The organism is Pseudarthrobacter sp. alpha12b, from assembly GCF_054130495.1.
This window is the reverse complement of the sequence record NZ_CP196746.1, coordinates 672,183-695,451: the sequence shown is the minus strand read 5'-3', so window position 1 is coordinate 695,451 and position 23,269 is coordinate 672,183. Positions and strand designations below refer to the sequence as shown.

General features: G+C 66.5%; 19 protein-coding genes, 1 tRNA gene and 1 pseudogene. 7 read left to right on the top strand and 14 right to left on the bottom strand.

The features are described from left to right. Window positions 1-40 precede the first annotated feature (40 nt). Both ACTAQI_RS03105 and ACTAQI_RS03100 read right to left on the bottom strand, forming a co-directional pair. The gene (locus tag ACTAQI_RS03105) at window positions 41-1,432 is read right to left on the bottom strand and encodes a class II 3-deoxy-7-phosphoheptulonate synthase (protein ID WP_457949494.1); all 1,392 of its coding nucleotides are present in this window, start codon (window positions 1,430-1,432) and stop codon (window positions 41-43) included. Between the two features lie 98 nt (window positions 1,433-1,530). Beyond that, complete coding sequence (locus tag ACTAQI_RS03100) at window positions 1,531-2,355, bottom strand: lysophospholipid acyltransferase family protein (RefSeq protein ID WP_457949492.1); 825 nt, start codon at window positions 2,353-2,355, stop codon at window positions 1,531-1,533. 111 nt (window positions 2,356-2,466) lie between these two features. On the opposite strand from ACTAQI_RS03100, the gene ACTAQI_RS03095 reads away from it, so the two are divergent. The 3 genes from ACTAQI_RS03095 to ACTAQI_RS03085 are packed head-to-tail and all read left to right on the top strand — an operon-like array spanning window position 2,467 to window position 4,617. Continuing rightward, on the top strand, window positions 2,467-3,255 hold the full coding sequence (locus ACTAQI_RS03095; RefSeq protein WP_457949490.1) for an alpha/beta hydrolase: 789 nt from the start codon (window positions 2,467-2,469) through the stop codon (window positions 3,253-3,255). Beyond that, a complete protein-coding gene (locus tag ACTAQI_RS03090; protein WP_457949488.1) occupies window positions 3,252-4,058 on the top strand; it encodes an alpha/beta hydrolase in 807 nt (268 codons plus the stop codon). Before ACTAQI_RS03095 ends, ACTAQI_RS03090 begins: the two co-directional genes overlap by 4 nt. Beyond that, window positions 4,045-4,617 (top strand): hypothetical protein, encoded by a 573-nt coding sequence (locus tag ACTAQI_RS03085; RefSeq protein ID WP_457949486.1) that lies wholly within the window; start codon window positions 4,045-4,047, stop codon window positions 4,615-4,617. The genes ACTAQI_RS03090 and ACTAQI_RS03085 overlap by 14 nt, the downstream gene beginning before the upstream one ends. A gap of 29 nt (window positions 4,618-4,646) precedes the next feature. On the opposite strand, the gene ACTAQI_RS03080 is transcribed toward ACTAQI_RS03085, so the two are convergent. Then, the gene (locus ACTAQI_RS03080) at window positions 4,647-5,735 is read right to left on the bottom strand and encodes an ROK family glucokinase (RefSeq protein ID WP_457949485.1); all 1,089 of its coding nucleotides are present in this window, start codon (window positions 5,733-5,735) and stop codon (window positions 4,647-4,649) included. A 171-nt stretch (window positions 5,736-5,906) separates the two neighbouring features. Between ACTAQI_RS03080 and ACTAQI_RS03075 the strand changes: the two genes are divergently transcribed. Further along, window positions 5,907-7,715, top strand: coding sequence for an AMP-dependent synthetase/ligase (locus tag ACTAQI_RS03075; RefSeq protein ID WP_457949483.1), 1,809 nt, complete (start codon window positions 5,907-5,909; stop codon window positions 7,713-7,715). 63 nt (window positions 7,716-7,778) lie between these two features. On the opposite strand, the gene ACTAQI_RS03070 is transcribed toward ACTAQI_RS03075, so the two are convergent. Then, window positions 7,779-11,177 carry a pyruvate carboxylase gene (locus ACTAQI_RS03070; protein ID WP_457949481.1) on the bottom strand — a complete coding sequence of 1,133 codons (3,399 nt, stop codon included), beginning with the start codon at window positions 11,175-11,177 and terminating at the stop codon, window positions 7,779-7,781. Between the two features lie 301 nt (window positions 11,178-11,478). On the opposite strand from ACTAQI_RS03070, the gene ACTAQI_RS03065 reads away from it, so the two are divergent. After that, complete coding sequence (locus tag ACTAQI_RS03065) at window positions 11,479-12,297, top strand: ParA family protein (RefSeq protein ID WP_457949479.1); 819 nt, start codon at window positions 11,479-11,481, stop codon at window positions 12,295-12,297. An 81-nt stretch (window positions 12,298-12,378) separates the two neighbouring features. On the opposite strand, the gene ACTAQI_RS03060 is transcribed toward ACTAQI_RS03065, so the two are convergent. From ACTAQI_RS03060 to gcvH, 5 genes are all read right to left on the bottom strand, one after another. Then, window positions 12,379-12,972, bottom strand: coding sequence for a MerR family transcriptional regulator (locus ACTAQI_RS03060; RefSeq protein ID WP_018763528.1), 594 nt, complete (start codon window positions 12,970-12,972; stop codon window positions 12,379-12,381). Window positions 12,973-13,204: 232 nt separating this feature from the next. After that, the gene (locus tag ACTAQI_RS03055; RefSeq protein WP_457949477.1) at window positions 13,205-13,708 is read right to left on the bottom strand and encodes a bifunctional nuclease family protein; all 504 of its coding nucleotides are present in this window, start codon (window positions 13,706-13,708) and stop codon (window positions 13,205-13,207) included. Beyond that, a complete protein-coding gene (gene ftsR / locus ACTAQI_RS03050; protein ID WP_457949475.1) occupies window positions 13,708-14,424 on the bottom strand; it encodes a transcriptional regulator FtsR in 717 nt (238 codons plus the stop codon). The genes ACTAQI_RS03055 and ftsR overlap by 1 nt, the downstream gene beginning before the upstream one ends. A gap of 22 nt (window positions 14,425-14,446) precedes the next feature. After that, the gene (locus tag ACTAQI_RS03045) at window positions 14,447-14,923 is read right to left on the bottom strand and encodes an FHA domain-containing protein (RefSeq protein ID WP_457949473.1); all 477 of its coding nucleotides are present in this window, start codon (window positions 14,921-14,923) and stop codon (window positions 14,447-14,449) included. Between the two features lie 156 nt (window positions 14,924-15,079). Next, on the bottom strand, window positions 15,080-15,466 hold the full coding sequence (gcvH, locus tag ACTAQI_RS03040; RefSeq protein ID WP_255175126.1) for a glycine cleavage system protein GcvH: 387 nt from the start codon (window positions 15,464-15,466) through the stop codon (window positions 15,080-15,082). Between the two features lie 167 nt (window positions 15,467-15,633). Between gcvH and ACTAQI_RS03035 the strand changes: the two genes are divergently transcribed. Together ACTAQI_RS03035 and ACTAQI_RS03030 are read left to right on the top strand one after the other, a co-directional pair. After that, on the top strand, window positions 15,634-16,503 hold the full coding sequence (locus ACTAQI_RS03035; RefSeq protein ID WP_457949471.1) for an Fpg/Nei family DNA glycosylase: 870 nt from the start codon (window positions 15,634-15,636) through the stop codon (window positions 16,501-16,503). 525 nt (window positions 16,504-17,028) lie between these two features. Beyond that, window positions 17,029-18,798: a polysaccharide deacetylase family protein gene (locus ACTAQI_RS03030; protein WP_457949470.1), complete on the top strand. Its 1,770-nt coding sequence runs from the start codon at window positions 17,029-17,031 to the stop codon at window positions 18,796-18,798. 167 nt (window positions 18,799-18,965) lie between these two features. Here the strand turns inward: ACTAQI_RS03030 and ACTAQI_RS03025 are convergent. The 5 genes and pseudogenes from ACTAQI_RS03025 to ACTAQI_RS03005 all read right to left on the bottom strand — a co-directional run bounded on the left by ACTAQI_RS03025 (window position 18,966) and on the right by ACTAQI_RS03005 (window position 23,267). Beyond that, window positions 18,966-19,039 (bottom strand) — tRNA-Pro (locus ACTAQI_RS03025). Between the two features lie 137 nt (window positions 19,040-19,176). Then, window positions 19,177-20,724, bottom strand: a complete 1,548-nt coding sequence (gene der, locus ACTAQI_RS03020; protein WP_457949468.1) for a ribosome biogenesis GTPase Der — start codon at window positions 20,722-20,724, stop codon at window positions 19,177-19,179. A 10-nt stretch (window positions 20,725-20,734) separates the two neighbouring features. Then, a pseudogene (locus ACTAQI_RS03015) lies at window positions 20,735-21,413 on the bottom strand (lysophospholipid acyltransferase family protein). A gap of 31 nt (window positions 21,414-21,444) precedes the next feature. Beyond that, on the bottom strand, window positions 21,445-22,158 hold the full coding sequence (cmk, locus tag ACTAQI_RS03010; protein ID WP_457949466.1) for a (d)CMP kinase: 714 nt from the start codon (window positions 22,156-22,158) through the stop codon (window positions 21,445-21,447). Next, window positions 22,158-23,267, bottom strand: a complete 1,110-nt coding sequence (locus ACTAQI_RS03005; RefSeq protein WP_457949464.1) for a prephenate dehydrogenase — start codon at window positions 23,265-23,267, stop codon at window positions 22,158-22,160. The genes cmk and ACTAQI_RS03005 overlap by 1 nt, the downstream gene beginning before the upstream one ends. Window positions 23,268-23,269 lie beyond the last annotated feature (2 nt).

Below are 23,269 nucleotides of genomic sequence, written 5' to 3'. Positions count from 1 at the left end.
GCCGGCCCACCCTTTCCCATGGTGCAACAGGGCTTCAGTCCTAGTGCTTGGCGAGCGCGCCGGCCACGAGGAAGGCCATTTCGAGCGACTGCATGTGGTTCAGCCGGGGATCGCAGACGGACTCGTAGCGATCCAGGAAGGCATCCTGGTCGATCGGGTCCGCGCCTCCCAGGCACTCGGCCACGTCGTCGCCGGTCATCTCCACGTGCAGGCCGCCCGGCACCGTCCCCAGGCCGTGGTGCACCTCGAAGAAGCCGCGCACTTCGTCGATGACGTCGTCGAAATTGCGCGTCTTGTACCCGTTGGGCGAGGTGACCGTGTTGCCGTGCATCGGGTCGGTGACCCACAGGACCTGGGCGCCGGAAGCGGTGACCTTCTCGACGACGGCAGGCAGCTTTTCGCGGATGTTGCCGGCGCCCATGCGGGTGATGAAGGTGAGGCGGCCGGGCTCGCGGTCCGGATCCAGCTTGTCGATCAGGCGCAGTGCGTCATCGCCGGTGGTGGACGGGCCCAGCTTCACCCCGATGGGGTTGCGTACCCGTGAGAGGAAATCGACGTGGGCGTCCTCGAGTCCGCGGGTACGCTCCCCGATCCACAGGAAGTGCGCCGAGGTGTCGTAGGGGAAGCCGGTGCGGGAGTCGATGCGGGTCAGCGCGCGTTCGTAATCCAGCAGCAGGGCCTCGTGGCTTGCGAAGAACTCCACCCGCTTGAGGGCTTCGAAGTCAGCGCCGCAGGAGTCCATGAACTTGATGGCACGGTCAATGTCGCGGGCCAGCGATTCGTAACGGGCGTGCGCGGGGTTTTCGGTGAACCCCTTGTTCCACTGGTGCACGGAGCGCAAATCCGCGAAGCCGCCCTGGGTGAAGGCCCGGATCAGGTTCAGGGTGGAGGCCGACGTGTGGTACGCGCGGAGCATGCGGGCGGCGTCATGGCCCCGGGATTCGGGCGTGAACTCGTACCCGTTGACGATGTCGCCGCGGTAGGCGGGCAACGTCACGCCGTCACGGGTTTCGTCGTTGGAGGAGCGCGGCTTGGCGAACTGGCCTGCCATCCGGCCCATCTTGATGACCGGCATTGCTGCACCGTAGGTGAGGACCACAGCCATCTGGAGGATGGTCTTGACGCGGGCGCTGATCTTGTCCGCCGTGGCGGCCTCGAATGTCTCGGCGCAGTCGCCGCCCTGCAGCAGGAACGCCTTACCCTGGGCGGCAGCAGCCAGCCGCTCACGCAGCACGTCCACTTCGCCTGCAAACACCAGCGGCGGAAGGACCGACAGTTCCTTTACGGAAGCCTCAAATACATCCCGGTCCTGCCAGGTGGGCTGCTGGGAGATGGGAAGGTCCCGCCAGTGGTCCAGTCCGGGATAGTTGGCCGCTCCGCTCTGGGCGGTGCTGGACACAGAAAAGGCTGGTTTTGCAGATAGCTCAGTCACCCTCTAAGACTAACGGCAGGGTGGCAGCGGTGGGCACCGGGCCGTCACGCTGCCCGCTGTCCCCGTCACAACTTCGGCGCGTCCAGCGGAAGGTTCCGCTATCCCGTGGTTGTTGTGCCGGCGTCGTCCGCCATGCCAGGGTGTCCTGGGGCCGGGCTGCCGGAACCGGAGTCCTGGACGAATTCGCCGTCGGAGGCCGCCGGGGCGGCAAGGGGCTCGGCTGCAGCCCGCGGTTCCTCTGGCTTGCCGGCGAGCCGCAGCTTCACCACTGCGGCGTATTCGTCCACGTACTCCTGGCCGGAAAGCCGTAGCAGTTGGGACATTATCTCGTCGGTGACCTTGCGCTGGACCGTCCGGTCCTCAGCCTGCTCCCGGTACTCGCTGAAGTCCAGCGGTTCGCCGAAGATCATGCCGATCCGGCGAATATTGGGCAGCCGCTTGCCGATGGGCTGGACCTTATCGGTGCCGATCATGGCAACGGGGATTACGGGGACGCCTGCCTGCAGCGCCAGCCTGGCCACGCCCACTTTGCCGCGGTGCAGCCGGCCATCCGGGCTTCGCGTGCCCTCAGGGTAGATGCCCAGCAGGCCGCCTGCGTTTAGTACTTCCATCCCGGCGTTCAGGGACGCTGCGGAGGCGGCGCCGCCGGAGCGGTCCATGGGCAGCTGGTTGGTGAGGCGGAAGAACGCGGCCGTCAGCCTGCCTTTGATGCCGGTGCCTGTGAAGTATTCCGACTTGGCGAGGAAGACCACCGGCCGCCTGACCATGAGCGGCATGAAGATGGAATCGGAGAACGACAGGTGGTTGGAGGCAATGATGGCGGCCCCCTGCGCCGGAATGTTGTCCAGGCCCTTGACCCAGGGCCGGAAAAGCAGCTTAATCACTGGACCGAGGAAGATCCTTTTCATGACCCAATAGAACACGTGGTGAACCTCTCCGGAAGGCAGCCTCCAGGCCCCGCATCGGGCCTGGCCAGCGATTCAATGCAACCCTACTCTAGTGAGATTTGGCTGGAACAGTGACACGATGGAGTCATGACTGAAAGCAGCCACCCGTCCCGTCCGGCCGCTTTCAGTTATCCAGGCCACGGCGCCAACGCCCGCATCGGGGTGGCCATCTGCCACGGTTTCACGGGAAGTCCCCTGAGTGTCATGCCGTGGGCGCAGCACCTGGCGGACCTGGGGTACGCGGTCTCCGTTCCCCTGCTGCCGGGGCACGGAACAGACTGGCGCCAGCTTGCGCTGACCGGTTGGAAGGACTGGTACCGGAGCTACGAAAGGGCCCTTCTCGAGCTGGCCGGGCGGACGGATTCCTGTTTCGCCGCGGGCCTGTCAATGGGCGGTGCCATCGCCCTGCTCGCTGCATCCCGCCACCGGGTGGCAGGGGTCAGCGTGGTCAACCCGGGACTGAGCTTCTATGACCGCCGGGTGCGGATTATCGGGCTCCTCAAATACTTCCAGCGGACCACGGTGCCCATCCAGGAGGACCAGACCGGGGCACCAGCGACTGATGATGGCGATTACTCACTGACTCCCCTGGCCGCAGTGCATGAGCTGAAGAAACTGTTCGGGGCAGCGGTGCGGGGGCTGCCCGGTGTGAGCGCCCCCGTCCAGGTCTTCAAGTCGCGTACCGATGCCGTGGTTCCGCCAACATCACTGGCGCTGCTGCGAAAGGGGCTGGGCGCGAACCTCGCGGAAGTGGTGGACCTTGCCAGCAGCGGACATGTGGCTACTCTGGACGTTGACGCGCCCGCCATCTTCGCCAGGTCGGGAGAATTCGTCGCCGATCACGCCCGCAGCACCAGCACCTTGGAGATGCCATGACCTCCGGCCCGGATCACAGCCCTTTCACCAGTGCCTTCAGCGGCGAAGGGCCCCGCACGGGGGTGGTCCTGTCCCACGGCTTCACGGGAAGCCCCCATGGCCTGCGCGCCTGGGCCGCGGCATTCGCCGCAGCCGGATTCGCCGTCCGGATGCCGCTGCTGCCGGGCCACGGGACCACCTGGCAGGACCTGGCCCGCACCCGCTGGCAGCAGTGGCACGGCGCCCTGGATGACGCCTTCCTGGAACTGGACGCCGAATGCGACCAGGTCTTCGCCGCCGGCCTGAGCATGGGCGGGGCCCTGGCCCTGCGCATTGCCGCCACCCGGCCTGTCGCCGGAGTGCTCCTGGTGAACCCCGGGCTGGTGATTGACGATCCACGCGCGCCGCTGGCCGGCATTCTCAAGCTGGTGCTGAAGAGCACCCCGTCCATCGGAAACGACATCCTCAAGGCCGGGATGGATGAAGGCGCCTACGCGCGCACGCCCGTGGCCGCTGCCCATGAACTGAACAAGATGTTCAGGGACACGGTCCGGCTCCTTCCCCGCGTTACCGCACCTGTGCAGGCCTACCGCTCCGCCGTGGACCATGTGGTGTCGGATGCCAGCATGGACGTCCTCCGGCGGGGACTGACGCACGCTCCGCTCGAAGTGGTGCGGCTTGAGAACAGCTACCACGTGGCAACCCTGGATAACGACGCCGACCGCATCTTCGAGGGGTCGGTGGACTTCATCCGGCGCGTACTGCAGGCCGCGCCCGCCGGCCCGGCGCTGCCGGGACGGGAGGTCCGCAGTGAACAGGCCTGACTCCGGCCAGCCGGACCAGGGCGCCAACCAGGACGACGCCGTTTGGCTGGACCTGGTGGCACGGCTCGAATCGGACACCGTGGCCATTCGCCCCGACTCCCCCGCCCCTGGGGAACAGTTCACCGGCGGTACGGCTGCAGTGGCGCCGGAATCGCCGGCGCCGCCCTCCTTCCGCGACTTCGATCCCCTGGGACTGGCGGGGATGCCGCCAGGCGAAATGTCCGCTGCGGAACGCCCGCCGGACGCGCGGGGCGGGCCGGACGCGCCTGGAACGGGAGGGGCTGCCGAGGGGCCCAGGGACTATGACGTGGACGACGGCGACGACGAGTTCGTGCCGGAGGAGCCGCCCAGCCTGGCCGGCACAGACCCCCTGACCATGCTCGCCTGGCTCGGGGCAGTGGGTGGGCCGGTGGCACTGCTGCTCTCCGCCATGTTCTGGCGGTCAGCGCCCCTGCTGGCCATCGTCGGCATCGTTGCGGTGTTCGTGCTGGCGACCGTGTACCTGATCATGAAGCTTCCCCAGGAAAAGAACGGCGACGACGACGGCGCCAGGGTCTAGCTGCCCTGGCAGCCGGCCCGCCGTCGTCGTCAATTGCGGACGCGGCTGCTGACGCGCGAAAGGTCCGCGGCGCCGATGAGGCCCGCGTTGGGGCCCAGGGCCGCCAACTCGATCCCGGCGGCCGGGCGGAATCCCCGGCCCGTCAGGTTACGTGCAAACGCCTTGCGGGCCGGCTCCACCAGCAGGTCACCGGCCGAGCACAGCCCACCGCCGATGACGAACAGGCCCGGGTCCAGGGCCGCTGCCAGGTTTGCCAGCCCGAGCCCCAGCCATTCGCCGACTTCCACGATAAGCTCCCGCGAAGCCGGGTCTCCTGCCAGGGCCAGTTCGGTCACGATGGCTCCGGTGATGGCTTCGGGGTGTCCGTCCACGGCTGCCAGCAGGTCCTGGGCCATCGGCGAGTTGGACCGGGCCAGGAGCCTGGCCTCTCGCCCCAAAGCGTTGCCGGAGGCGTACTGTTCCCAGCATCCGCGGTTGCCGCATTCGCAGCGGTGGCCGCCCGGCATGATGATCTGGTGGCCAAACTCCCCTGCCACGCCGAACCGGCCGCGTTCCACCCTGCCGTCCATCACCATGGCGCCGCCGATGCCGGTGCCCAGCGTGATGCAAACCAGCCGGTCCTCCCCTTGACCGGCGCCGAACCGCCATTCAGCCCACGCTGCAGCGTCGGCGTCGTTGGTCAGCAGTACCGGCCGGCGGAGGAGCCGCTGGAGGTTTTCCCGCAACGGTTCGTTGCGCCAGGCCAGGTGGGGGCTGAAAAGGACGGTTCCCCCGGCCAGGTCCATCCACCCGGCAGCGCCGATGCCCACGGACCAGATGCGGTGCCCCCGGCCCAGCTCCTCCACCAACTCCACGATGACCTGCTCCACCGCCCGCGGATCCGTTCCCGGCGTGGAGCGGCGTGCCTCGCTCAGGATCCGGCCTTCGGCGTCCACCACACCGGCGGCTACCTTGGTACCCCCGATATCGATTCCGATCGCCAGCCCCTTGCGGCCAAGGCGCAGGTGCCCGCCGACACCTCCGCGCAGCTGTCCGGCGCGGTGGTTGGCGGGGCGGCGGCGCCAGGGAGCCGCTCTTCCAAGGGGGCCGGCCTGATCGCCGGGCAACGGTCCGTACATAGTCCACCATTCTAGGCGGGCGGCAGGATTGTCTTGACATACAGCGCCCCATGCCCCGTCCATTGACGGCTAAGTTACTCGCCAGTAGGTTTGTGTACTGCACTGTTCCGTCCGGGGTACTAGTCTTTAGGCAAACCCCTGCGCGGGACTTCGGATATCAAAGGAGCTATAGTGCGCGAATTCAGTGTTCCGCCCCTGGTTGTTGTCCCACCCGAAACCAACATCACCGACCTGGTGCTGCGGCAGGCGGGCAAGGCCAGCAACCCGGCACTGTTTTCGCGCCTGGATGCTGCTGGCACCTGGCGCGACGTGCCCGCCACCGAGTTCCTGGCCGACGTCACGGCGCTGGCAAAAGGGCTCATTGCCAGCGGGGTCGGCGCAGGTGACCGCGTCGGCATCATGTCCCGCACCCGTTATGAGTGGGCACTCGTGGACTTTTCCATCTGGTTCGCAGGAGCGGTTTCCGTTCCCATTTATGAAACCTCCTCCCCTTCCCAGGTGGCCTGGAACCTTGGTGACTCCGGTGCGGTAGCCGCTTTCGGCGAGTCCGCCCACCACGAGAACGTCATCCGCCAGGCCGTCACCGCCGAAGGCCTCACGGACGTGCAGCACGTTTGGCAGCTCGAGGGCCAGGGGCTGGACAGCCTCCGCGAGGCGGGCCGCGGCGTCACTGACGAGGAGCTGGAGTCCCGCCGCAGCGCAGCGGGACTCCAGGACGTGGCCACCATCATCTACACCTCGGGGACTACGGGACGGCCCAAGGGTTGCGAACTCACCCACGGCAACTTCGTGGAGCTCTCCGACAACGCCCTGGCCATCATCGGCGAAATTGTCCATGAAAACGCCAAGACCATCATGTTCCTCCCACTGGCCCATGTGTTCGCCCGCTTCATCTCGGTGCTGGCCATGGCGGCCGGAACCACAGTGGCCCACACTCCCGACATCAAGAACCTCCTGGCCGATCTGCAGAGCTACGAACCGACATTCATCCTCGCGGTGCCCAGGGTGTTCGAAAAGGTCTACAACTCGGCGCTGACCAAGGCCGAGGACGGCGGCAAGGGCGCTATCTTCCACCGGGCTGCCGAGACCGCCATCGCGTTTTCCAAAGCCCGCCAGGACGGCCGGGTGGGGCTGGGCCTGAAGCTCCGGCACGCCTTGTTCGACAAACTGGTCTACGGCAAGCTGCGGGCCGCCATGGGCGGGCACGTAGCCCACGCAGTGTCCGGCGGCGGCCCCCTTGGCGAGCGGCTGGGCCATTTCTTCCAAGGCATTGGGCTGCAGGTGCTGGAGGGCTACGGCCTCACCGAAACCACCGCCCCCATCACGGTGAACACCCCGTCCCGGATCAAGATTGGCTCAGTGGGCAAGCCCCTGCCGGGCAACGCCGTGAAAATTGCCGACGACGGCGAGATCCTGGCCAAGGGAGTCTGCGTCATGCGGGGCTACTTCAGGCGGGAAGACCTCACCGCCGATGCATTCACCGACGGCTGGTTCCACACCGGGGACATCGGACGGCTGGATGACGAAGGTTTTGTCTGGATCACCGGCCGCAAGAAGGAAATCATCGTTACCGCCGGCGGAAAGAACGTCATCCCTGCCCTGCTTGAAGACCAGATCCGCGCCGACGCCCTGGTGTCGCAGGTCCTGGTAGTGGGCGATAACAGGCCCTTCATCGGGGCCCTGGTGACCCTTGACCAGGAAGCCCTGCCTGGCTGGCTCCAGCGCCACGGGCTCCCAGCAGACACCACGCTGGAGCAGGCTGCGGGTAATCCGGTGGTCAAAGCAGCAGTGCAGGACCTGATCACCTCAGCCAACACATCCGTTTCCCAGGCCGAGGCCATCAAGTCCTTCCGCATCGTCCCGGCCGACTTCACGGAAGCCTCCGGCCACCTGACCCCGTCCATGAAGGTGAAGCGGGCGCAGGTCATGAAGGATTTCGAAACCGTCATCGAGGAAATGTACTCGGCCCCCCGTTCCTGACGCTCAACAACGAAAGGGTCCTTCACATTGTGTGAAGGACCCTTTCGTTGTCTTGCAGGCTTTTTACTGTTCGATGACCAGCAGCAGGTCTCCGCCCTGGACCTGCTCGACGGCGGATATGGCGAGGCGGGACACCTTGCCGGCTACCGGCGTCGTAATGGATGCTTCCATTTTCATGGCTTCGATGGTTGCCACGGTGTCTCCGGCATTGACCGTTTCCCCCGGCTTGACCGTGACGGTGACGGCCCCGGCGAACGGAGCGGCCACCTGGCCGGGCTGGGCCGGATCGGCCTTCTCGGCGGCCTTGACGTTGCTCACCACGGAGCGGTCACGCACCACCACGGGCCGGGACTGGCCGTTGAGGGTGCACATGACGGTCCGCATGCCCTTTTCGTCCGGCTCCGAGACGGCCTCCAGGGAGGCGATCAACCGCACGCCGCGCTCCAACTGGATTTCGTGCTCGGTGCCGCGCTGGAGCCCATAGAGGTAGTCGCGGGTGTCCAGGACCGAGATGTTGCCGTACGTCTCCACGCTCTTCAGGTAGTCCTTGGTGGGACCGTCGAAGAGGAGCCGGTTGAGTGTGTGCTGCCGGGTCTTGGAATCGGATTTGAGCGCGGCGCTGTCCTCGGCACTGAGCTCCACGTCGCGGACCTTCACGCTCCTGCCCTGGAGGGCCTTGGTGCGGAAGGGTTCCGGCCAGCCTCCCGGAGGATCACCGAGCTCGCCGGACAGGAAGCCGATGACGGAGTCCGGGATGTCGTAGTTCTGCGGGTTGGCTTCGAAGTCGGCAGGATCCGCGTTGAGGCCCACCAGGTGCAGTGCGAGGTCGCCCACTACCTTGGAGGACGGCGTGACCTTGACCAAGTGGCCCAGGATGCGGTCCGCCGCGGTGTACATATCCTCGATGGCCTCGAAGCGCTCCCCCAGTCCCAGCGCCATGGCCTGCTGGCGCAGGTTGGACAGCTGGCCTCCCGGGATTTCGTGCTTGTACACGCGGCCGGTGGGGCCGGGCAGGCCGGACTCGAACGGCGCGTACACACGGCGGACGGCCTCCCAGTAAGGCTCCAGCGAGCTGACGGCGTCCAGGCTGAGGCCGGTGTCCCGTGGGGTGTGGGCCAGGGCTGCAACAAGGGCCGACGCCGAGGGCTGGCTGGTGGTCCCGGCCAGCGATGCCGAGGCAACATCCACGGCGTCCACACCCGCGTCGACGGCCGACAGCAGCGTGGCGAGCTGGCCGCCCGCGGTGTCATGGGTGTGCAGGTGGACCGGCAGGTCGAAGCGCTCCCGAAGAGCGGCAACCAGCTTGGCCGCAGCCGCGGGCCTCAGCAGCCCCGCCATGTCCTTGATGGCCAGGATGTGGGCTCCGGCGTCGACGATCTTCTGCGCCAGCCCCAGGTAGTAGTCCAGGGTGTAGAGCTTCTCTTCCGGGTCCAGCATGTCCCCGGTGTAGCAGAGCGCCACTTCAGCGACGGCGGTTCCCGTAGCCCGGACGGCGCGGATGGCCGGCGCCATCTGGCTGACGTCGTTCAGGGCGTCGAAGATACGGAAGATGTCGATCCCGGTAGCTGCGGCCTCGTTGACGAATGCTTCGGTGACCTCTTCCGGATAGGGCGTGTAGCCAACCGTGTTGCGGCCGCGCAGCAGCATCTGTATGCAGACGTTCGGCATGGCCTTGCGCAGCGCGGCCAGCCTGTCCCAGGGGTCCTCCCCCAGGAAGCGCAGTGCGACGTCATAGGTTGCTCCACCCCACGCCTCGACGGACAGCAGTTGAGGGAGCAGTGCCGTGACGGCGGGGCCGGCGGCGACGAGGTCGCGGGTGCGGACGCGGGTGGCCAGCAGGGACTGGTGCGCGTCACGGAAGGTGGTGTCGGTGACGGCGACGGCGGTCTGCTCGCGGAGCGCCTTCGCGAAGCCTTCCGGGCCCAGCTCGAGAAGTTTCTGGCGCGAACCCGGCACCCCCTGCTTGCCTTGGACGTCGGGCAGCTTGTGGGCAGGATCGGAGTGGACCGTGAGCTCGCCGTTGGGCTTGTTGACGGTGACCTCCGCAAGCCAGGTCAGGAGCTTGGTGCCGCGGTCAGCGGAGACGCGGGCTTTGAGCAGCTCCGGGCGCTGGTCGATGAAGTTCGTGGCAACATCCCCGGCAATGAAGTCCGGGTCATCCAGCACGGCCTGGAGGAAGGGGATGTTCGTGGAGACACCGCGGATGCGGAACTCGGCCAGGGCGCGGCGGGCACGCGCAACGGCACTCGGGTAGTCCCTGCCGCGGCAGGTGAGCTTGACCAGCATGGAGTCGAAGTGGGGGCTGATCTCGGCTCCGGAGTAGACCGTTCCGCCATCAAGCCGCACACCGGCACCGCCTGCCGAGCGGTAACCGGTGATTTTTCCGACGTCCGGCCGGAACCCGTTGGCGGGATCCTCCGTGGTGATGCGGCTCTGAAGGGCGGCGCCGCGAAGCTTGACAGTGTCCTGCGACAGGCCCAGGTCGGCAAGGGTCTCCCCGGAGGCAATCCGCATCTGGGCCTGGACCAGGTCCACGTCCGTGACTTCCTCGGTGACCGTATGCTCCACCTGGATGCGCGGGTTCATTTCGATGAAGACGTGCTGGCCTGCCCGCTCACCCTCGGTGTCCACCAGGAACTCAACGGTCCCTGCGTTGACGTAGTTCAAGGCCTTGGCGAACTTCACCGCATCCCGGTAGAGGGCCTGCCGGATGCCCTCGTCCAGGTTGGGGGCAGGAGCGATCTCGATGACCTTCTGGTGCCGCCGCTGAATGGAACAGTCACGCTCGAAAAGGTGCATGACGTTGCCCTCGGCGTCCGCAAGGATCTGCACCTCGATGTGCCGGGGGCGGAGGACTGCCTGCTCCAGGAACATGGTGGGGTCACCGAACGCAGCATCGGCTTCGCGCATGGCCGATTTCAGGGCTTCGGGCAGGGCGTCGCGGGTATCCACCCGGCGCATGCCGCGGCCGCCGCCGCCGGCAACAGCCTTGGCGAAAATGGGGAAGCCAATCTCGTCGGCCGCAGCCAGGAGCTCGTCCAGGTCCTTGGACGGCTCGCTGGACTTCAGGACCGGGACACCGGCCTCACGGGCAGCCTTCAGTGCGGCCACCTTGTTGCCGGCAAGCTCAAGGACCTCGGCAGGCGGACCCACAAAAGTGATGCCGGCTTCCTTCGCCGCACGGGCCAGCTCCGGGTTTTCCGAGAGGAAGCCGTAGCCCGGGTAAATGGCGTCTGCGCCGGATTCCTTTGCGACCCGCACCACCTCCGCCACGTCCAGGTATGCCCGGACGGGATGTCCTTCCTCGCCAATCAGGTAGGCCTCGTCCGCTTTCTGGCGGTGGATCGAGTTACGGTCCTCTTGGGGAAAAACGGCAACGGTCTTGGCGCCCAGCTCGTAGCCGGCGCGGAAGGCCCTGATCGCGATTTCACCGCGGTTGGCCACCAGAACTTTGGAAAACATACTTCTCCTGCATCATTGCGGGTGGATCGATGAGTGGTCACAGTGTCTAGGACCTGCAAGGGCAAACACAAATCTTTGTGGCCACGGTCACAGATTTTCCCGTCATGTCCCGAACGCTTTCAGCCTGGCTGGCGGAAACCGCCCCGGCAGCACAGTGGGTGCCATGCCGACGCCCGATAAAGCAGGATTCGCCGACGCTTCAACATATGATGAGTGGGGCGGCAGGACCGTCCGGCTTCGGCTCTGCCGAGGCAAACATTACCCCCAACACGGCATCCGGCGTTAGGTTTTGGTCTCTCAAGTGCAAGTAGTCAGCATCAGCAGCCTCAAGGGTGGAGTCGGCAAGACTTCCGTCACCACAGGATTGGCGTCTGCGGCGCTGGCCGCCGGAGTCCGCACGCTGGTGGTGGACCTCGATCCGCATGCCGACGCCACCACCGCCCTCGGCGTGCAGCCCGGTGACCAGCTGGACATCGGCAGGATGCTGAAGAGCCCCCGCAGGGCCAAACTGGCTGAGAACGTGGTGCGGAGCAGCTGGGCTGACCGCGCCCCCTCCAACGGCTCCGGGCCCGCGGTCCTGGATGTCGCCGTCGGCTCTGCCTACACCGGAATCTACGACCGGCCGGACCTTGGCCGCCGCGATCTCCGCCGGCTCTCCTCCGTGCTCACCGGCGCCGACGACTACCAACTGGTCCTTATCGACTGCCCGCCGTCCCTCAATGGGCTGACCCGTATGGCCTGGGCGGCGAGCGACAAGGTTGCCCTGGTCGCCGAGCCCGGCCTGTTCTCGGTTGCCGGGACCGAACGCACCATGCGCGCCATCCAGCTGTTCAGGCAGGAGTTTGCGCCAAATCTTTCACCGGCGGGAATAGTGGCCAACCGGGTCCGGAGCGGCTCTTCCGAGCACACCTACCGGCTGGCGGAGATGGAGTCAATGTTCGGCGAGCTCCTGCTGAGCCCTCGCATTCCCGAACAGGCCAACTGGCAGCAGATCCAGGGCGCAGCCCACCCCGTCCACCACTGGCCCGGGGATTCTGCAAAGTCCGCCGCCGGCTTGTTCGATGACCTGCTGTCCAACCTGATGGCCACTGGCAGCGGCCTGCGCAGCCGCGCGCGGTAGCACAGGGCACGACCTCCGGTGCAGCGATAAAAAGGTGCCGCCCTCCATCCGGAGAGCGGCACCTTTTTTGCCACTAAAGCCTTAGCTGATCTTCCGCGCCGCCCGCCGCTTGCTCAGTTCGTCGTCCGGAAAGGACTGCTCGGCGGCGTGCTCACTCGGCAGGGAGGCGAGGCTGCCCTCGACTTCGCGCCATACGCGGCCTACGGCAATGCCGAAGACGCCCTGGCCGCCCTGCACGAGGTCAATGACTTCATCGGCGGAGGTGCACTCGTAGACGCTGGCGCCGTCGCTCATGAGCGTGATTTGGGCCAGGTCTTCAACGCCGCGCTCCCGCAGGTGTTCCACGGCCGTGCGGATCTGCTGGAGGGAAACTCCGGTATCCAGGAGCCGCTTGACCACTTTAAGGACCAGGATGTCGCGAAACCCGTAAAGCCGCTGCGAACCGGATCCGGCGGCGCCGCGGACGGCAGGCTCAACCAGGCCAGTGCGGGCCCAGTAATCGAGCTGGCGGTAGGTGATGCCTGCGGCCTTGCAGGCAGTGGGACCCCGGTAGCCGGCGTCCTCATCCAGCACCGGCAGGTCTTCGGTGAACAGGAGGCCCTGGGCACCGCTCACGGGCACAGCAACACCAGCCGTGGGCTGTTTAAGCCCGCCTGCTTCGCCTTTGGGACTCACCTGGATCCTCCTTGTCGTACGCTCCCCAGAACTGATACTGCAGCCGTGGCACGAAGGCCATGGGTGTAATTCTTCCGCGGGGCGCACTTTCCAGTGTGACTTGCGCGGCTGCCGTAAGCAAGGGAACTTGATACTTCGACGTTAGGCCCGGCGGGTCCCTAGGTCAAAGACCTTCGGGGCTTGGAAGAGGCGTGTCGAAACTTTCAGCCTTAACTTTAACCTTAACGTGACCTTAGCCGTCGAAATCCTCTGGTTCCACGTCATCCAGAAATTCGCGGAAGCGCCGCAGTTCGCGCTCCTCATCGACTGTGGGGCCGGGCTCGGCGTCCTCGCCATCATCGTGCTCCGTGATGCGGACTCCGGCCTCGTCCATCACGGAATCGGCGCACCAGATCCGGCACTTCGCACGCAGCGCAACGGCCAGCGCATCCGAGGCCCGGGAGCTGACGGTGGTGCCATTTTCGAACTGCAGCTGCCCGTAGAAAATGTTGTCTTCCACGGCAACGATGTTGACGCTGACCACGGAGTGGCCCAGCGACTCCACCACGTCCACCAGGAGGTCGTGGGTCATGGGACGGGGCGGGACCACGCCCTGCTGGGCCAGGGCGATGGCACTGGCTTCCGGGGTGCCGATCCAGATGGGGACGTGGCGTTCGCCGTGCATCTCCTTGAGCAGGACCAGCGGCTGGTTCGAAGGCAGTTCGATGCGAACGCCTACAATCTCGACTTCGATCATCAGATGTCCATGCGTGAGATGTGGTCCTGCACCAGGGCCCGGTGCAGGGTAAGGCAGAGATCGCTGATCTCGCGGGCGGCCTCTGCCGCGCGTGCCTGTGATGCCGAGTCCTTGCGCGAGGCAAGGGGTGCGACAGCGCGTTCCACCAGGCCGAATTCCCGTTCGGCCGCTGCCTGGAACGGCCTCAGGTGGCGCGGTTCCAGGCCGTGGCTTTCCAGCTGGACACAGGCGCGGGCAACCTGGAGGGCATGCTCGTCGAACTGGCCGTTGCTGTGGCTGATGAGGCCGAAACTCAGGAGTGACTGCAGCAGGGGAACGCTGGCGCCGGACTCGGTGCGGAGCTGCTCCTCGCTCAGTTTGCGGGCGCGGTTCTGCAGCTCGGCGGCCAGCTCATCGGAGACAATACGGGGGGAAACCACGACGCCGGGCGGCAGGTTCTCCGGCCGCTCTCCCCTGTCGATGGCGTCAAGGTAGTCCTTGATGACTTTCAGGGGCAGGTACTGGTCCCGCTGAAGGGCCAGGACGAAGCGCAGCCGCTCCACGTCCCCGTCCGAATACTGGCGGTAGCCGGCAGGGGTGCGCCGCGGGTTGATCAGTCCTTTTTCCTCAAGGAACCGGATCTTCGACGCGGTCATGCCCGGGAAGTCCGCGCTCAGTTGAGCGAGGACTTCACCAATGTTCAGGACCTGGGGGCCCCGGCGTTCCGGTTGTGCCATTGCCACAGGCAGCGGTCCCGGTTCAGCTGCGGCCTGCAGCCGTGGCAGGGCTCAGGTAGAAGGTGAGGCGGAACTTGCCGATCTGGACTTCGCTGCCGGACTTCAGCTCCACACTGTCCACGCGGTCATGGTTGACGTACGTGCCGTTGAGGCTGTTCTTGTCCACAACTTCGAAGCTGCGTGCGGTACGCCGGAACTCCACGTGGCGCCGCGACACCGTGACGTCATCCAGGAAGATGTCCGCATCCGGGTGGCGGCCCGCCGTGGTTACGTCCGAATCCAACAGGAACCGGGCGCCGGCATTCGGGCCACTGTGGGCAACGAGCAGCGCTGACCCGGCAGGCAGGGCCTCCACCGAGTTGCGCTCTTCCGAGGACAGCTTGGGGGCGATGGTGGGTTCGTCAGTAACGGGGGTGAGATGGATCGAGGTGGTCTCCGACGCCCTAGCCGCACCCGTGCCGTGATCCCCATCGGCAGGGTTGTGTCTGTGGCCAGCCATGGATTCCTCCTCATAGACGTTGCAGGCGCGAAACCCGCAACCAACGTTTAGTCCCCGGCCTGCCCGGCAGGTCCGGCACCGGCTCCCGATCCGGGCTCTGACGTGCGGAGACGCCATGCCCGCGATGCGGGGCCGGACCGGAAATACCGGTTAGCTTTAGCCTACCTGTTGTTCGTACTCGGATGCACTGAGCAATGACTCAACGGCGTCAGGTTCGGCCAGTTTGATCTCGATGAGCCAGCCGTCGCCGTACGGATCGGTGTTGATGAGGGCCGAATCGCTGTCCAGGGAGTCGTTGCGGGCCACGACTTCACCGGAAACGGGTGCGTAGATATCGCTCACGCTTTTGGTGGACTCAACCTCGCCCACCACTTCGTTTGCCGTAATCTTCGTGCCTACCTCGGGCATCTGGGCGTAAACCACATCTCCGAGGGCGTCCTGGGCGAAATCCGTGATTCCAACGCGGACCACGCCGTCAGTGTTCGGGGCGGTGACCCACTCGTGCTCGGCGGTGTAGGACAGGTCTTCGGGAATGTTGCTCATGGGGGGCCTTTCATCGGGGTACGCGCCAATGTCACAAAGGGCCCGAAAATCGGGCCGCCGCTGAAAGTATAGGCACAACTGCCGGGGCCGGCGCGGGCCTTTCTGACAAGATGGAGCCCATGAGTGCAAGCACCGGTGCAGCATCTTCGAGAGAGTGCGGGTAGGCCATGCCGGAACTTCCTGAAGTCGCCGGCCTGGCGGGGTTCCTTGACGAACAGCTGCGGGGCTGCACCGTCACCAAACTGCAGGTTGTCTCCTTCGCCGTGCTCAAGACGGCTGACCCTCCCTATAACGCCATGGAGGGCCGCACCGTGTCCGGCGTCCGCCGGTTCGGAAAGTTCATCAGCATCGATACGGACGGAATTTCCCTGGTGTTCCACTTGGCGCGTGCGGGCTGGGTGCGCTTCACTGACACCCCCGCCGACAGCCAGCTCCGGATGGGCAAGGGCCTCATCGCGGTCCGGTGCGCGTTCTCCGGCCCCAACGGACCGCGCGGCCTGGACCTGACGGAGGCGGGTACCAAGAAGAGCCTGGCCGTCTACGTGGTGCATGACCCGCAGGACGTGCCGGGCATCGCCACGCTGGGCCCGGATCCTTTTACGGAAGCGTTCGACGCCGACATGCTGGCTGAAATCCTGGCTGGCAGTTCACAGCAGGTCAAGGGCCTCCTGCGCAGCCAGAGCGTCATCGCGGGAATCGGCAATGCCTACAGCGACGAAATCCTGCACGCCGCCCGGACTTCGCCGTTCGCCATCGCGAAGTCCCTGGACCGGGAGACAGTACAGGTGCTTTACGACGCTATTCACAGCGTGCTCGGCGAAGCCCTGGCGGAGGCCGCCGGCAAACCGCCCAAGGATCTCAAGGACGTCAAACGCAGACATATGCGGGTCCATGCCCGGACGGGCCAGCCTTGCCCGGTCTGCGGTGACACCGTCCGCGAGGTGTCGTTCGCAGACACAGCGCTGCAGTACTGCCCCACCTGCCAGACCAAAGGCAAGATCCTGGCTGACCGGAGGACGTCGAAGTTCCTGAAGTAGGAAAATTCGGCCCCGAGGCGTCCCGCGGCTGCCCGGGAAGCCCACGTAGTGGGCCATTAAAGCCACCAGGTCCGTCACACCCATGCACGCCCCGCTGCCATAGCGCCGCGCCAGTTGCCCGCAAGGTGCCCGAGGAGGCCAGCCGGGAGGAACGCGAGGGGAACCTGCCCCGTCATGGTGAAGACCACCGGCCAACCGCCCTTGAGGGTGGGGTTGGTGAAGTTATAGACGTACCAGCCGTCGATGCCGCCGGAGGAGTAGGTCGACTCCTCCTACGGGTCCTCGAGACCGTCCTCTCCCGCCCCGCCAGTCTTCCTCGGCAGCCTTCTGTCTCTCCCCCGGGACCCTTGGCACCCGGCTGATCTTCGAGCGGACCCCAAAGCGCGGCGACTGCGGCAGCGCCGCGGACGGTGCCGCGGGTGATCGGATTGCGGGCTCGGGACCTCTGGCCCTGCCCGGGCACACCCCTTGGGCGTAGCGTCCTGACCAAGGCTCGCATGTCTCGATTAGCACGAAGGGGTCACAATGCGCCGGTCTCGATCCGCCGTCCTCGGAATGGCCTTGGCCCTCGCCCTCGGCGGTGGCCTCGGGGGCACGGCCCTGGGGCCGTCCGCTGCCGACGCATCAGCGGTGGCTGCCCCGCGGAGCGTTCCAGCGTCGATGGCGGTCGCGCAGGCCGGCGATGACGCGATCTTCCAGCACTATGAGCAGCTCGGCGGCAGCGCATCGTTCCTCGGCACGCCAGTCGGCAGCACATACGACATCGCTGGGGGTCGCGCCCAGGACTACGCCGGAGGCGCGATCTACTGGAGCCCCGGCACCGGAGCGCACGAGGTGCACGGGGCAATCCGCGGACGCTACCTCGAACTCGGCGGACCCGCCGGCTTCCTCGGCTTCCCACTCACGGACGAAACCTCCACCCCGGGCGCCGCAGGCCGATACAACAACTTCGCCGGAGGAGCACTCTACTTCAGCCCCACCACCGGAGCACACGAGGTGCACGGGGCAATCCGCGGACGCTACCTCGAACTCGGCGGACCCGCCGGCTTCCTCGGCTTCCCACTCACGGACGAAACCTCCACCCCGGGCGCCGCAGGCCGATACAACAACTTCGCCGGAGGAGCACTCTACTTCAGCCCCACCACCGGAGCACACGAGGTGCACGGGGCAATCCGCGGACGCTACCTCGAACTCGGCGGACCCGCCGGCTTCCTCGGCTTCCCACTCACGGACGAAACCTCCACCCCGGGCGCCGCAGGCCGATACAACAACTTCGCCGGAGGAGCACTCTACTTCAGCCCCACCACCGGAGCACACGAGGTGCACGGGGCAATCCGCGGACGCTACCTCGAACTCGGCGGACCCGCCGGCTTCCTCGGCTTCCCACTCACGGACGAAACCTCCACCCCGGGCGCCGCAGGCCGATACAACAACTTCGCCGGAGGAGCACTCTACTTCAGCCCCACCACCGGAGCACACGAGGTGCACGGGGCAATCCGCGGACGCTACCTCGAACTCGGCGGACCCGCCGGCGCGCTCGGATTCCCCGTGACGGACGAGTACGGCATCACGGGCGGCCGCCGCAACGACTTCCAGCACGGTTCGATCCTGTGGCACGCTGCCAGCAGCAGGATCGAGGTCATCTACACCAGCGTTCCGCCGGCGCTCCTGGGCGTGGATCTTGAGCGCATTCCGACCGCGCAGAAGGTTGTCGCGCTCACGTTCGACGCCGGCGCCAACGACGCCGCCCTCAGATCCATCCTCGCCACCCTCGCAGCCAACGGCGTACCGGGAACGTTCTTCCTTACCGGAGACTGGGTCAACCAGTTCCCCTCCGATCCGGCGCTGATCTATAACGCGGGGCATCGGATCGGCAATCACTCCATGACCCACCCAGACTTCACCGCCCTGACCGACGCCCAGATCGCGGCCGAGATCAGCAGTGCGCAGAGGGCCATCGAGGCCGCTGGAGGCGACCCGCTCCCGTTCTTCCGCTTCCCGTTCGGCGCCCGCGACTCCCGCACGATCGCAGACGTCAACGCCGCCGGGTACGCGCCGATCCGGTGGACTGTTGACACCCTGGGCTGGCAAGGCACCCTGAACGGAACGCGCGGCCCAAGCTTTGTCGTCCAGCGCGTCATGGCTGCTGCACAGCCCGGGGAGATCGTCCTGATGCACCTCGGCTCGAACCCCGACGACGGTTCAACGCTCGACGCCGCGGCCCTCCCACAAGTGATCTCCCAGCTCCGGGCCGCGGGCTACGGCTTCGTCACCCTCGACGCCGCCCTCGGCTAGCCGGCCCGCTGTGATGGCGCGTTCCGCCCAGGACACCCCCGTCCGGACAAATCACCCCCGGCGCGCGGGGTGATTTGTCCGAAGGAAGGTGCGCGGCCGGGAAACACCACGGACCCAAAAAAAGCGGAAAGCGCCGGAGACATTCTCCGGCGCTTTCCGCTTTTCGGTCGGGCTGACAGGATTTGAACCTGCGACCCCTTGACCCCCAGTCAAGTGCGCTACCAAGCTGCGCTACAGCCCGCTGGTTCTGCCGTTCTCCGCTGAACTCAAACCCGAGGATTTTCATCAGCAGTCCGGCCGAACCACCTAGAAGAGCTTACACGATCCGGAGGGGTGCCAGTGACACTTTCCGGTGATCAGCCCCAAGGTGTGTCGCAATTAACGCTTCCGGCCACGCTTCTCACGGACGCGCATGCTCACCTCGATGGGCGTGCCCTCGAAACCAAAAGTCTCGCGAAGGCGGCGCGTGATGAAGCGGCGGTACCCGGGATCCAGGAAACCGGTAGTGAACAGCACGAACTTGGGCGGCCGGCTCGATGCCTGCGTGCCGAAGAGGATGCGCGGCTGCTTTCCGCCGCGCACCGGGTGCGGGTGGGCGGCGACGAGCTCGCCCAGGAACGCGTTGAGGCGCCCGGTGGGGATCCGCCGGTCCCAATTCTCCAGGGCCAGGTCCAGGGCCGGGACCAGGCGGTCCTTGTGCCAGCCGGTCTTGGCCGAGATGTTGACCCGCGGCGCCCACTCCACGTGGGCCAGGTCCTGCTCGATTTCGCGTTCCAGGTAGCGGCGCCGTTCGTCGTCGAGCAGGTCCCACTTATTGAAGGCCAGGACCAGGGCACGGCCGGACTCGATGGCAAGCTGCAGGATACGCACGTCCTGCTCGCTGAGGACCTCATCCACGGCGAGGAGCACGACGGCCACCTCCGCCTTCTCGAGCGCGGCCTGCGTCCGCAGTGAGGCGTAGTAGTCCGCGCCCTGCGCCATGTGCTGGCGGCGGCGGATGCCGGCGGTGTCCACGAAACGCCAGGTACGGCCGCCGAGTTCGATGAATTCATCCACGGGATCCCGGGTGGTGCCGGCGGTGTTGTCCACCACCACGCGTTCGGAACCTGCGAGCTTGTTCAGCAGCGAGGATTTGCCCACGTTCGGGCGCCCAATCAGGGCGATGCGGCGTGGGCCACCGGATCGTTCCACTCCTTCCACGGTGGAGAACTCGGGCAGGACATCCATGACGTGGTCCAGGAGATCGGCCACCCCGCGGCCGTGCAGGGCGGACACCGGATACGGCTCGCCAAAACCGAGGCCCCACAGCGATGCGCTGTCGGCTTCCTGGGCGAAGTCATCCACCTTGTTGGCCACCATGATGACGGGCTTCTTGCTCCGGCGCAGCATCTTCATGACGCCCTCATCCGTAGCGGTGGCACCGACGGCGGAGTCCACTACGAAGAGCACGGCATCGGCGAGTTCCACTGCCATCTCAGCCTGCTCGGCGACCCTTGCGTGGATGCCGCGGGCGTCGTGTTCCCACCCGCCGGTGTCCACAAGGGTGAAGTTGCGGCCGTTCCAGTTCGCTGAGTACATGACGCGGTCGCGGGTGACACCGGGAGTGTCCTCCACCACTGCTTCGCGGCGGCCCAGGATGCGGTTCACCAGGGTGGACTTGCCCACGTTCGGCCGGCCGATGATGGCCAGGACAGGATCCAGCTTGAGGGGGCCTTCAAGGTCCTCGTCGCCGTACTCGCCGCTCAGCAGGGCGGCGTCGTCCTCGTCGAGCTCGTAATCCTCCAGGCCGGCCCGGAGGGAAGCGGCACGGAGCTCGGCTTCGTCGTCGCCAATCGCTGCCAGGCGTTCGGCAACCTGGTCGGTGCCCGAGGGCGTGTATTCGTCGTCGGCGCCGGAATGCCCGGAAGTCTGGGTGGTGTCGCTCATTGCACTGTCCTTAGTGGTCATCTGCCGGCGTCCCCGGCTACTGCTGTCAAGTCGTTGTGGTCAGCGAAGGGCAGGGGCTGCCCGCTGAGTTGGATGGTGTCCTGGACGTGCCCTGCCAGCGCTGCCCGGATATCCTGCGCCGCCCTGTCCATTGAAGCACGCCCGCTTTCACCGGCCCGGCGGGCCAGGGTAAGGGCCGACCCGAAGCTGACGTGGAAGCGCCGTCCCGGCCGTGGAACGAAGTCCAGGTGTTCTTCGCCTTGCCGTGTGCCCAGGATGGCCACCGGCACCACCGGCGCCCCGGAGTTCAGCGCCAGCCAGGCCACGCCGCCGTTGATGTCCGCAGCTGCGCCGCTCCCCCGCGTCCCTTCCGGAAGAATCCCAACGCAGCGTCCGGCGTCGAGCATGTCCTTGCAGCGCTGCAGCGCGGCACGGTCCCCGCGGCGGTCCACGGGCAGCTGTCCGGAGGCGGTGAGCACGCGGCCCAGGAAACCCTTGAACATTTCCTGCTTCACCAGGATGTGCATGGGCCGCGGCGCGGCACCAAACATCACCGGCCCGTCAAGGAAACTGATGTGGTTGCCTGCGAAGATCACCGGTCCGCCCGTGGGGACGTTGGTCCTGCCGGTCACGGTGGTCCGGTATACCAGGTGGTCCAGGATCCAGCCGACAGGCCTGCTCCACGCCATGGTCAGCCCGGACGGCAGGCCGGCACCGGCGTCAGTCACGGTTGAGGACCTTGGTGACGATCACGAGGGCTGCATCCACGGTCTGTTCGAAGTCCAGGTCCGAGGAGTCCAGCGTCACCACCCCGGACGCGGCCTGGGTAAAGTTCACCACCGTGGAGTCCTTGGCATCCCGGTGCGTCACTTGGGCTGCCAGCTGCTCGGCGTTCTGCGTGCCGCCCAGCTGCATGCCCCGCCGGCGCAGGCGGGCTTCCTCGCTGGCGGTGAGGAGCATGCGCACTTCGGCTCCGGGCGCGACGACGGTGGTGATGTCCCTGCCTTCCACCACCATGCGGCGGTGGTGCTTTTCGATCAGGTCCCGCTGCCGCCGGATCAGTTCCGTGCGGGCACCAAGGGTGGTGGCGACGGCACTGACGGCTGAGGAGATGGCCGGCTCCCGGATGGCATCGGTGACGTCCACGCCACCGACCCGGACGTATTCCTCCTGCGGGCTGGTGCTCAATTCCAGGACAAAGTCCCGGGAGGCCTGTTCCACTGCCGCGCCGTCGCCAAGGTCGATGCCTTCGGTGACGCAGTACCAGGTCAGGGCACGGTACATGGCGCCGGTGTCCAGGTAGGCCAGCCGGAGCCTGCGGGCAACTTCCTTGCTCACGCTGGATTTTCCGGAGCCGGACGGCCCGTCGATGGCAACCACCAGCGGCCGGCCGATGCGCAGCGCGCGCATGGTTTCGAGGAGTTCCTGTGTCATTACTGAAGTACCCGCCATCCACGGTCGTTAAGGGCTTCGATCAGGTGGTCGTGCTTGTTCGGCAACACTGACAATTCCACCATGCCCACGTTTTGTCCGGAGGAATGGTCCAGCCGGAGATCCTCGACATTGACGCCGATTTCCCCGATTTCGGTGAGCAGCTGTGCGATCTGGCCGGGCCTGTCATCCACCAGGACCGTGAGCCAGGAGTATGCCTGTGGCGGACCGCCGTGCTTGCCGGGAATCCTGGCCTGCCCTGCGTTGCCTTCACTGATGAGCTGGGCCAGGTCCAGCCGGGCTCCCGGCGCGGTGGGCTGCTCCAGGGTCCCGATCAGGCGGTTCAGGTCCTCGCGGACGCCGTAAAGGATCTGGACAACCTTGGCCGCGTTGCCGCCCAGGATCTGCACCCACAGGGTGGGATCGCTGGCGGCGATCCTGGTGACGTCGCGCAGGCCGTTGCCGGCAAGGGACAAGGCATGCAGCGGCGTCCCCTGCAGGCGGCTGGCAAGCAGGGACGACATCACCTGGGGCAGGTGGGAAACCAGGGCGACGGCTTCGTCATGTTCATCGGCGCTGAACTGGGAAACGACCGCACCCAGGTCCGAGGCGAGCGAACGGGCTACCTGCAGGGCAGCGGCCGAGGTCTCCTCCGACGGGCAGAGTACCCACGGCATGGAGGTGAAGAGCTCGCCGCGGGCCGCCACCGGACCGGATTTCTCCCTGCCGGCCATAGGGTGGGTGCCAACGTAGCGGGAGAGGTCTGCGCCGAGGCCGCGGAGCCGGGACAGGATGTCCGCCTTCACGCTGGCGATGTCCACCACGACGGCGTCGGGGTAGTCAGCCAGCGCCTGGTTCACGACGCCGGCAGTAACGTCCGGCGGAGCGGCAACCACCACGAGCTGGGGCTTCGCGCCGCCGAGGTCCTGCAATGGACGCCCGGCACCGATATCCACCGCGACCGCCTGGTTGGTGGGCGACGGGTCCGAAAGGAACACTGGTACACCCCGCCCCCGCAGGCCCAGCCCGATGCTGGTGCCCAGCAGTCCGGTGCCAATGACCATCACCGGGCCATCCAGGTGGCCGCGGCCCTGGCTTTTGAACGCGGACATGC

What these genes read in the sequence shown, in the direction of transcription:
- ACTAQI_RS03045 (WP_457949473.1), bottom strand. Translation starts at nt 14,923, where the DNA reads ATGGCTGGCCACAGACACAACCCTGCCGATGGGGATCACGGCACGGGT.
- gcvH (WP_255175126.1), bottom strand. Translation starts at nt 15,466, where the DNA reads ATGAGCAACATTCCCGAAGACCTGTCCTACACCGCCGAGCACGAGTGG.
- ACTAQI_RS03030 (WP_457949470.1), top strand. Translation starts at nt 17,029, where the DNA reads ATGCGCCGGTCTCGATCCGCCGTCCTCGGAATGGCCTTGGCCCTCGCC.
- ACTAQI_RS03005 (WP_457949464.1), bottom strand. Translation starts at nt 23,267, where the DNA reads ATGTCCGCGTTCAAAAGCCAGGGCCGCGGCCACCTGGATGGCCCGGTG.
- ACTAQI_RS03080 (WP_457949485.1), bottom strand. Translation starts at nt 5,735, where the DNA reads ATGTACGGACCGTTGCCCGGCGATCAGGCCGGCCCCCTTGGAAGAGCG.
- der (WP_457949468.1), bottom strand. Translation starts at nt 20,724, where the DNA reads ATGAGCGACACCACCCAGACTTCCGGGCATTCCGGCGCCGACGACGAA.
- ACTAQI_RS03095 (WP_457949490.1), top strand. Translation starts at nt 2,467, where the DNA reads ATGACTGAAAGCAGCCACCCGTCCCGTCCGGCCGCTTTCAGTTATCCA.
- cmk (WP_457949466.1), bottom strand. Translation starts at nt 22,158, where the DNA reads ATGACACAGGAACTCCTCGAAACCATGCGCGCGCTGCGCATCGGCCGG.
- ACTAQI_RS03035 (WP_457949471.1), top strand. Translation starts at nt 15,634, where the DNA reads ATGCCGGAACTTCCTGAAGTCGCCGGCCTGGCGGGGTTCCTTGACGAA.
- ftsR (WP_457949475.1), bottom strand. Translation starts at nt 14,424, where the DNA reads ATGGCACAACCGGAACGCCGGGGCCCCCAGGTCCTGAACATTGGTGAA.
- ACTAQI_RS03070 (WP_457949481.1), bottom strand. Translation starts at nt 11,177, where the DNA reads ATGTTTTCCAAAGTTCTGGTGGCCAACCGCGGTGAAATCGCGATCAGG.
- ACTAQI_RS03090 (WP_457949488.1), top strand. Translation starts at nt 3,252, where the DNA reads ATGACCTCCGGCCCGGATCACAGCCCTTTCACCAGTGCCTTCAGCGGC.
- ACTAQI_RS03055 (WP_457949477.1), bottom strand. Translation starts at nt 13,708, where the DNA reads ATGATCGAAGTCGAGATTGTAGGCGTTCGCATCGAACTGCCTTCGAAC.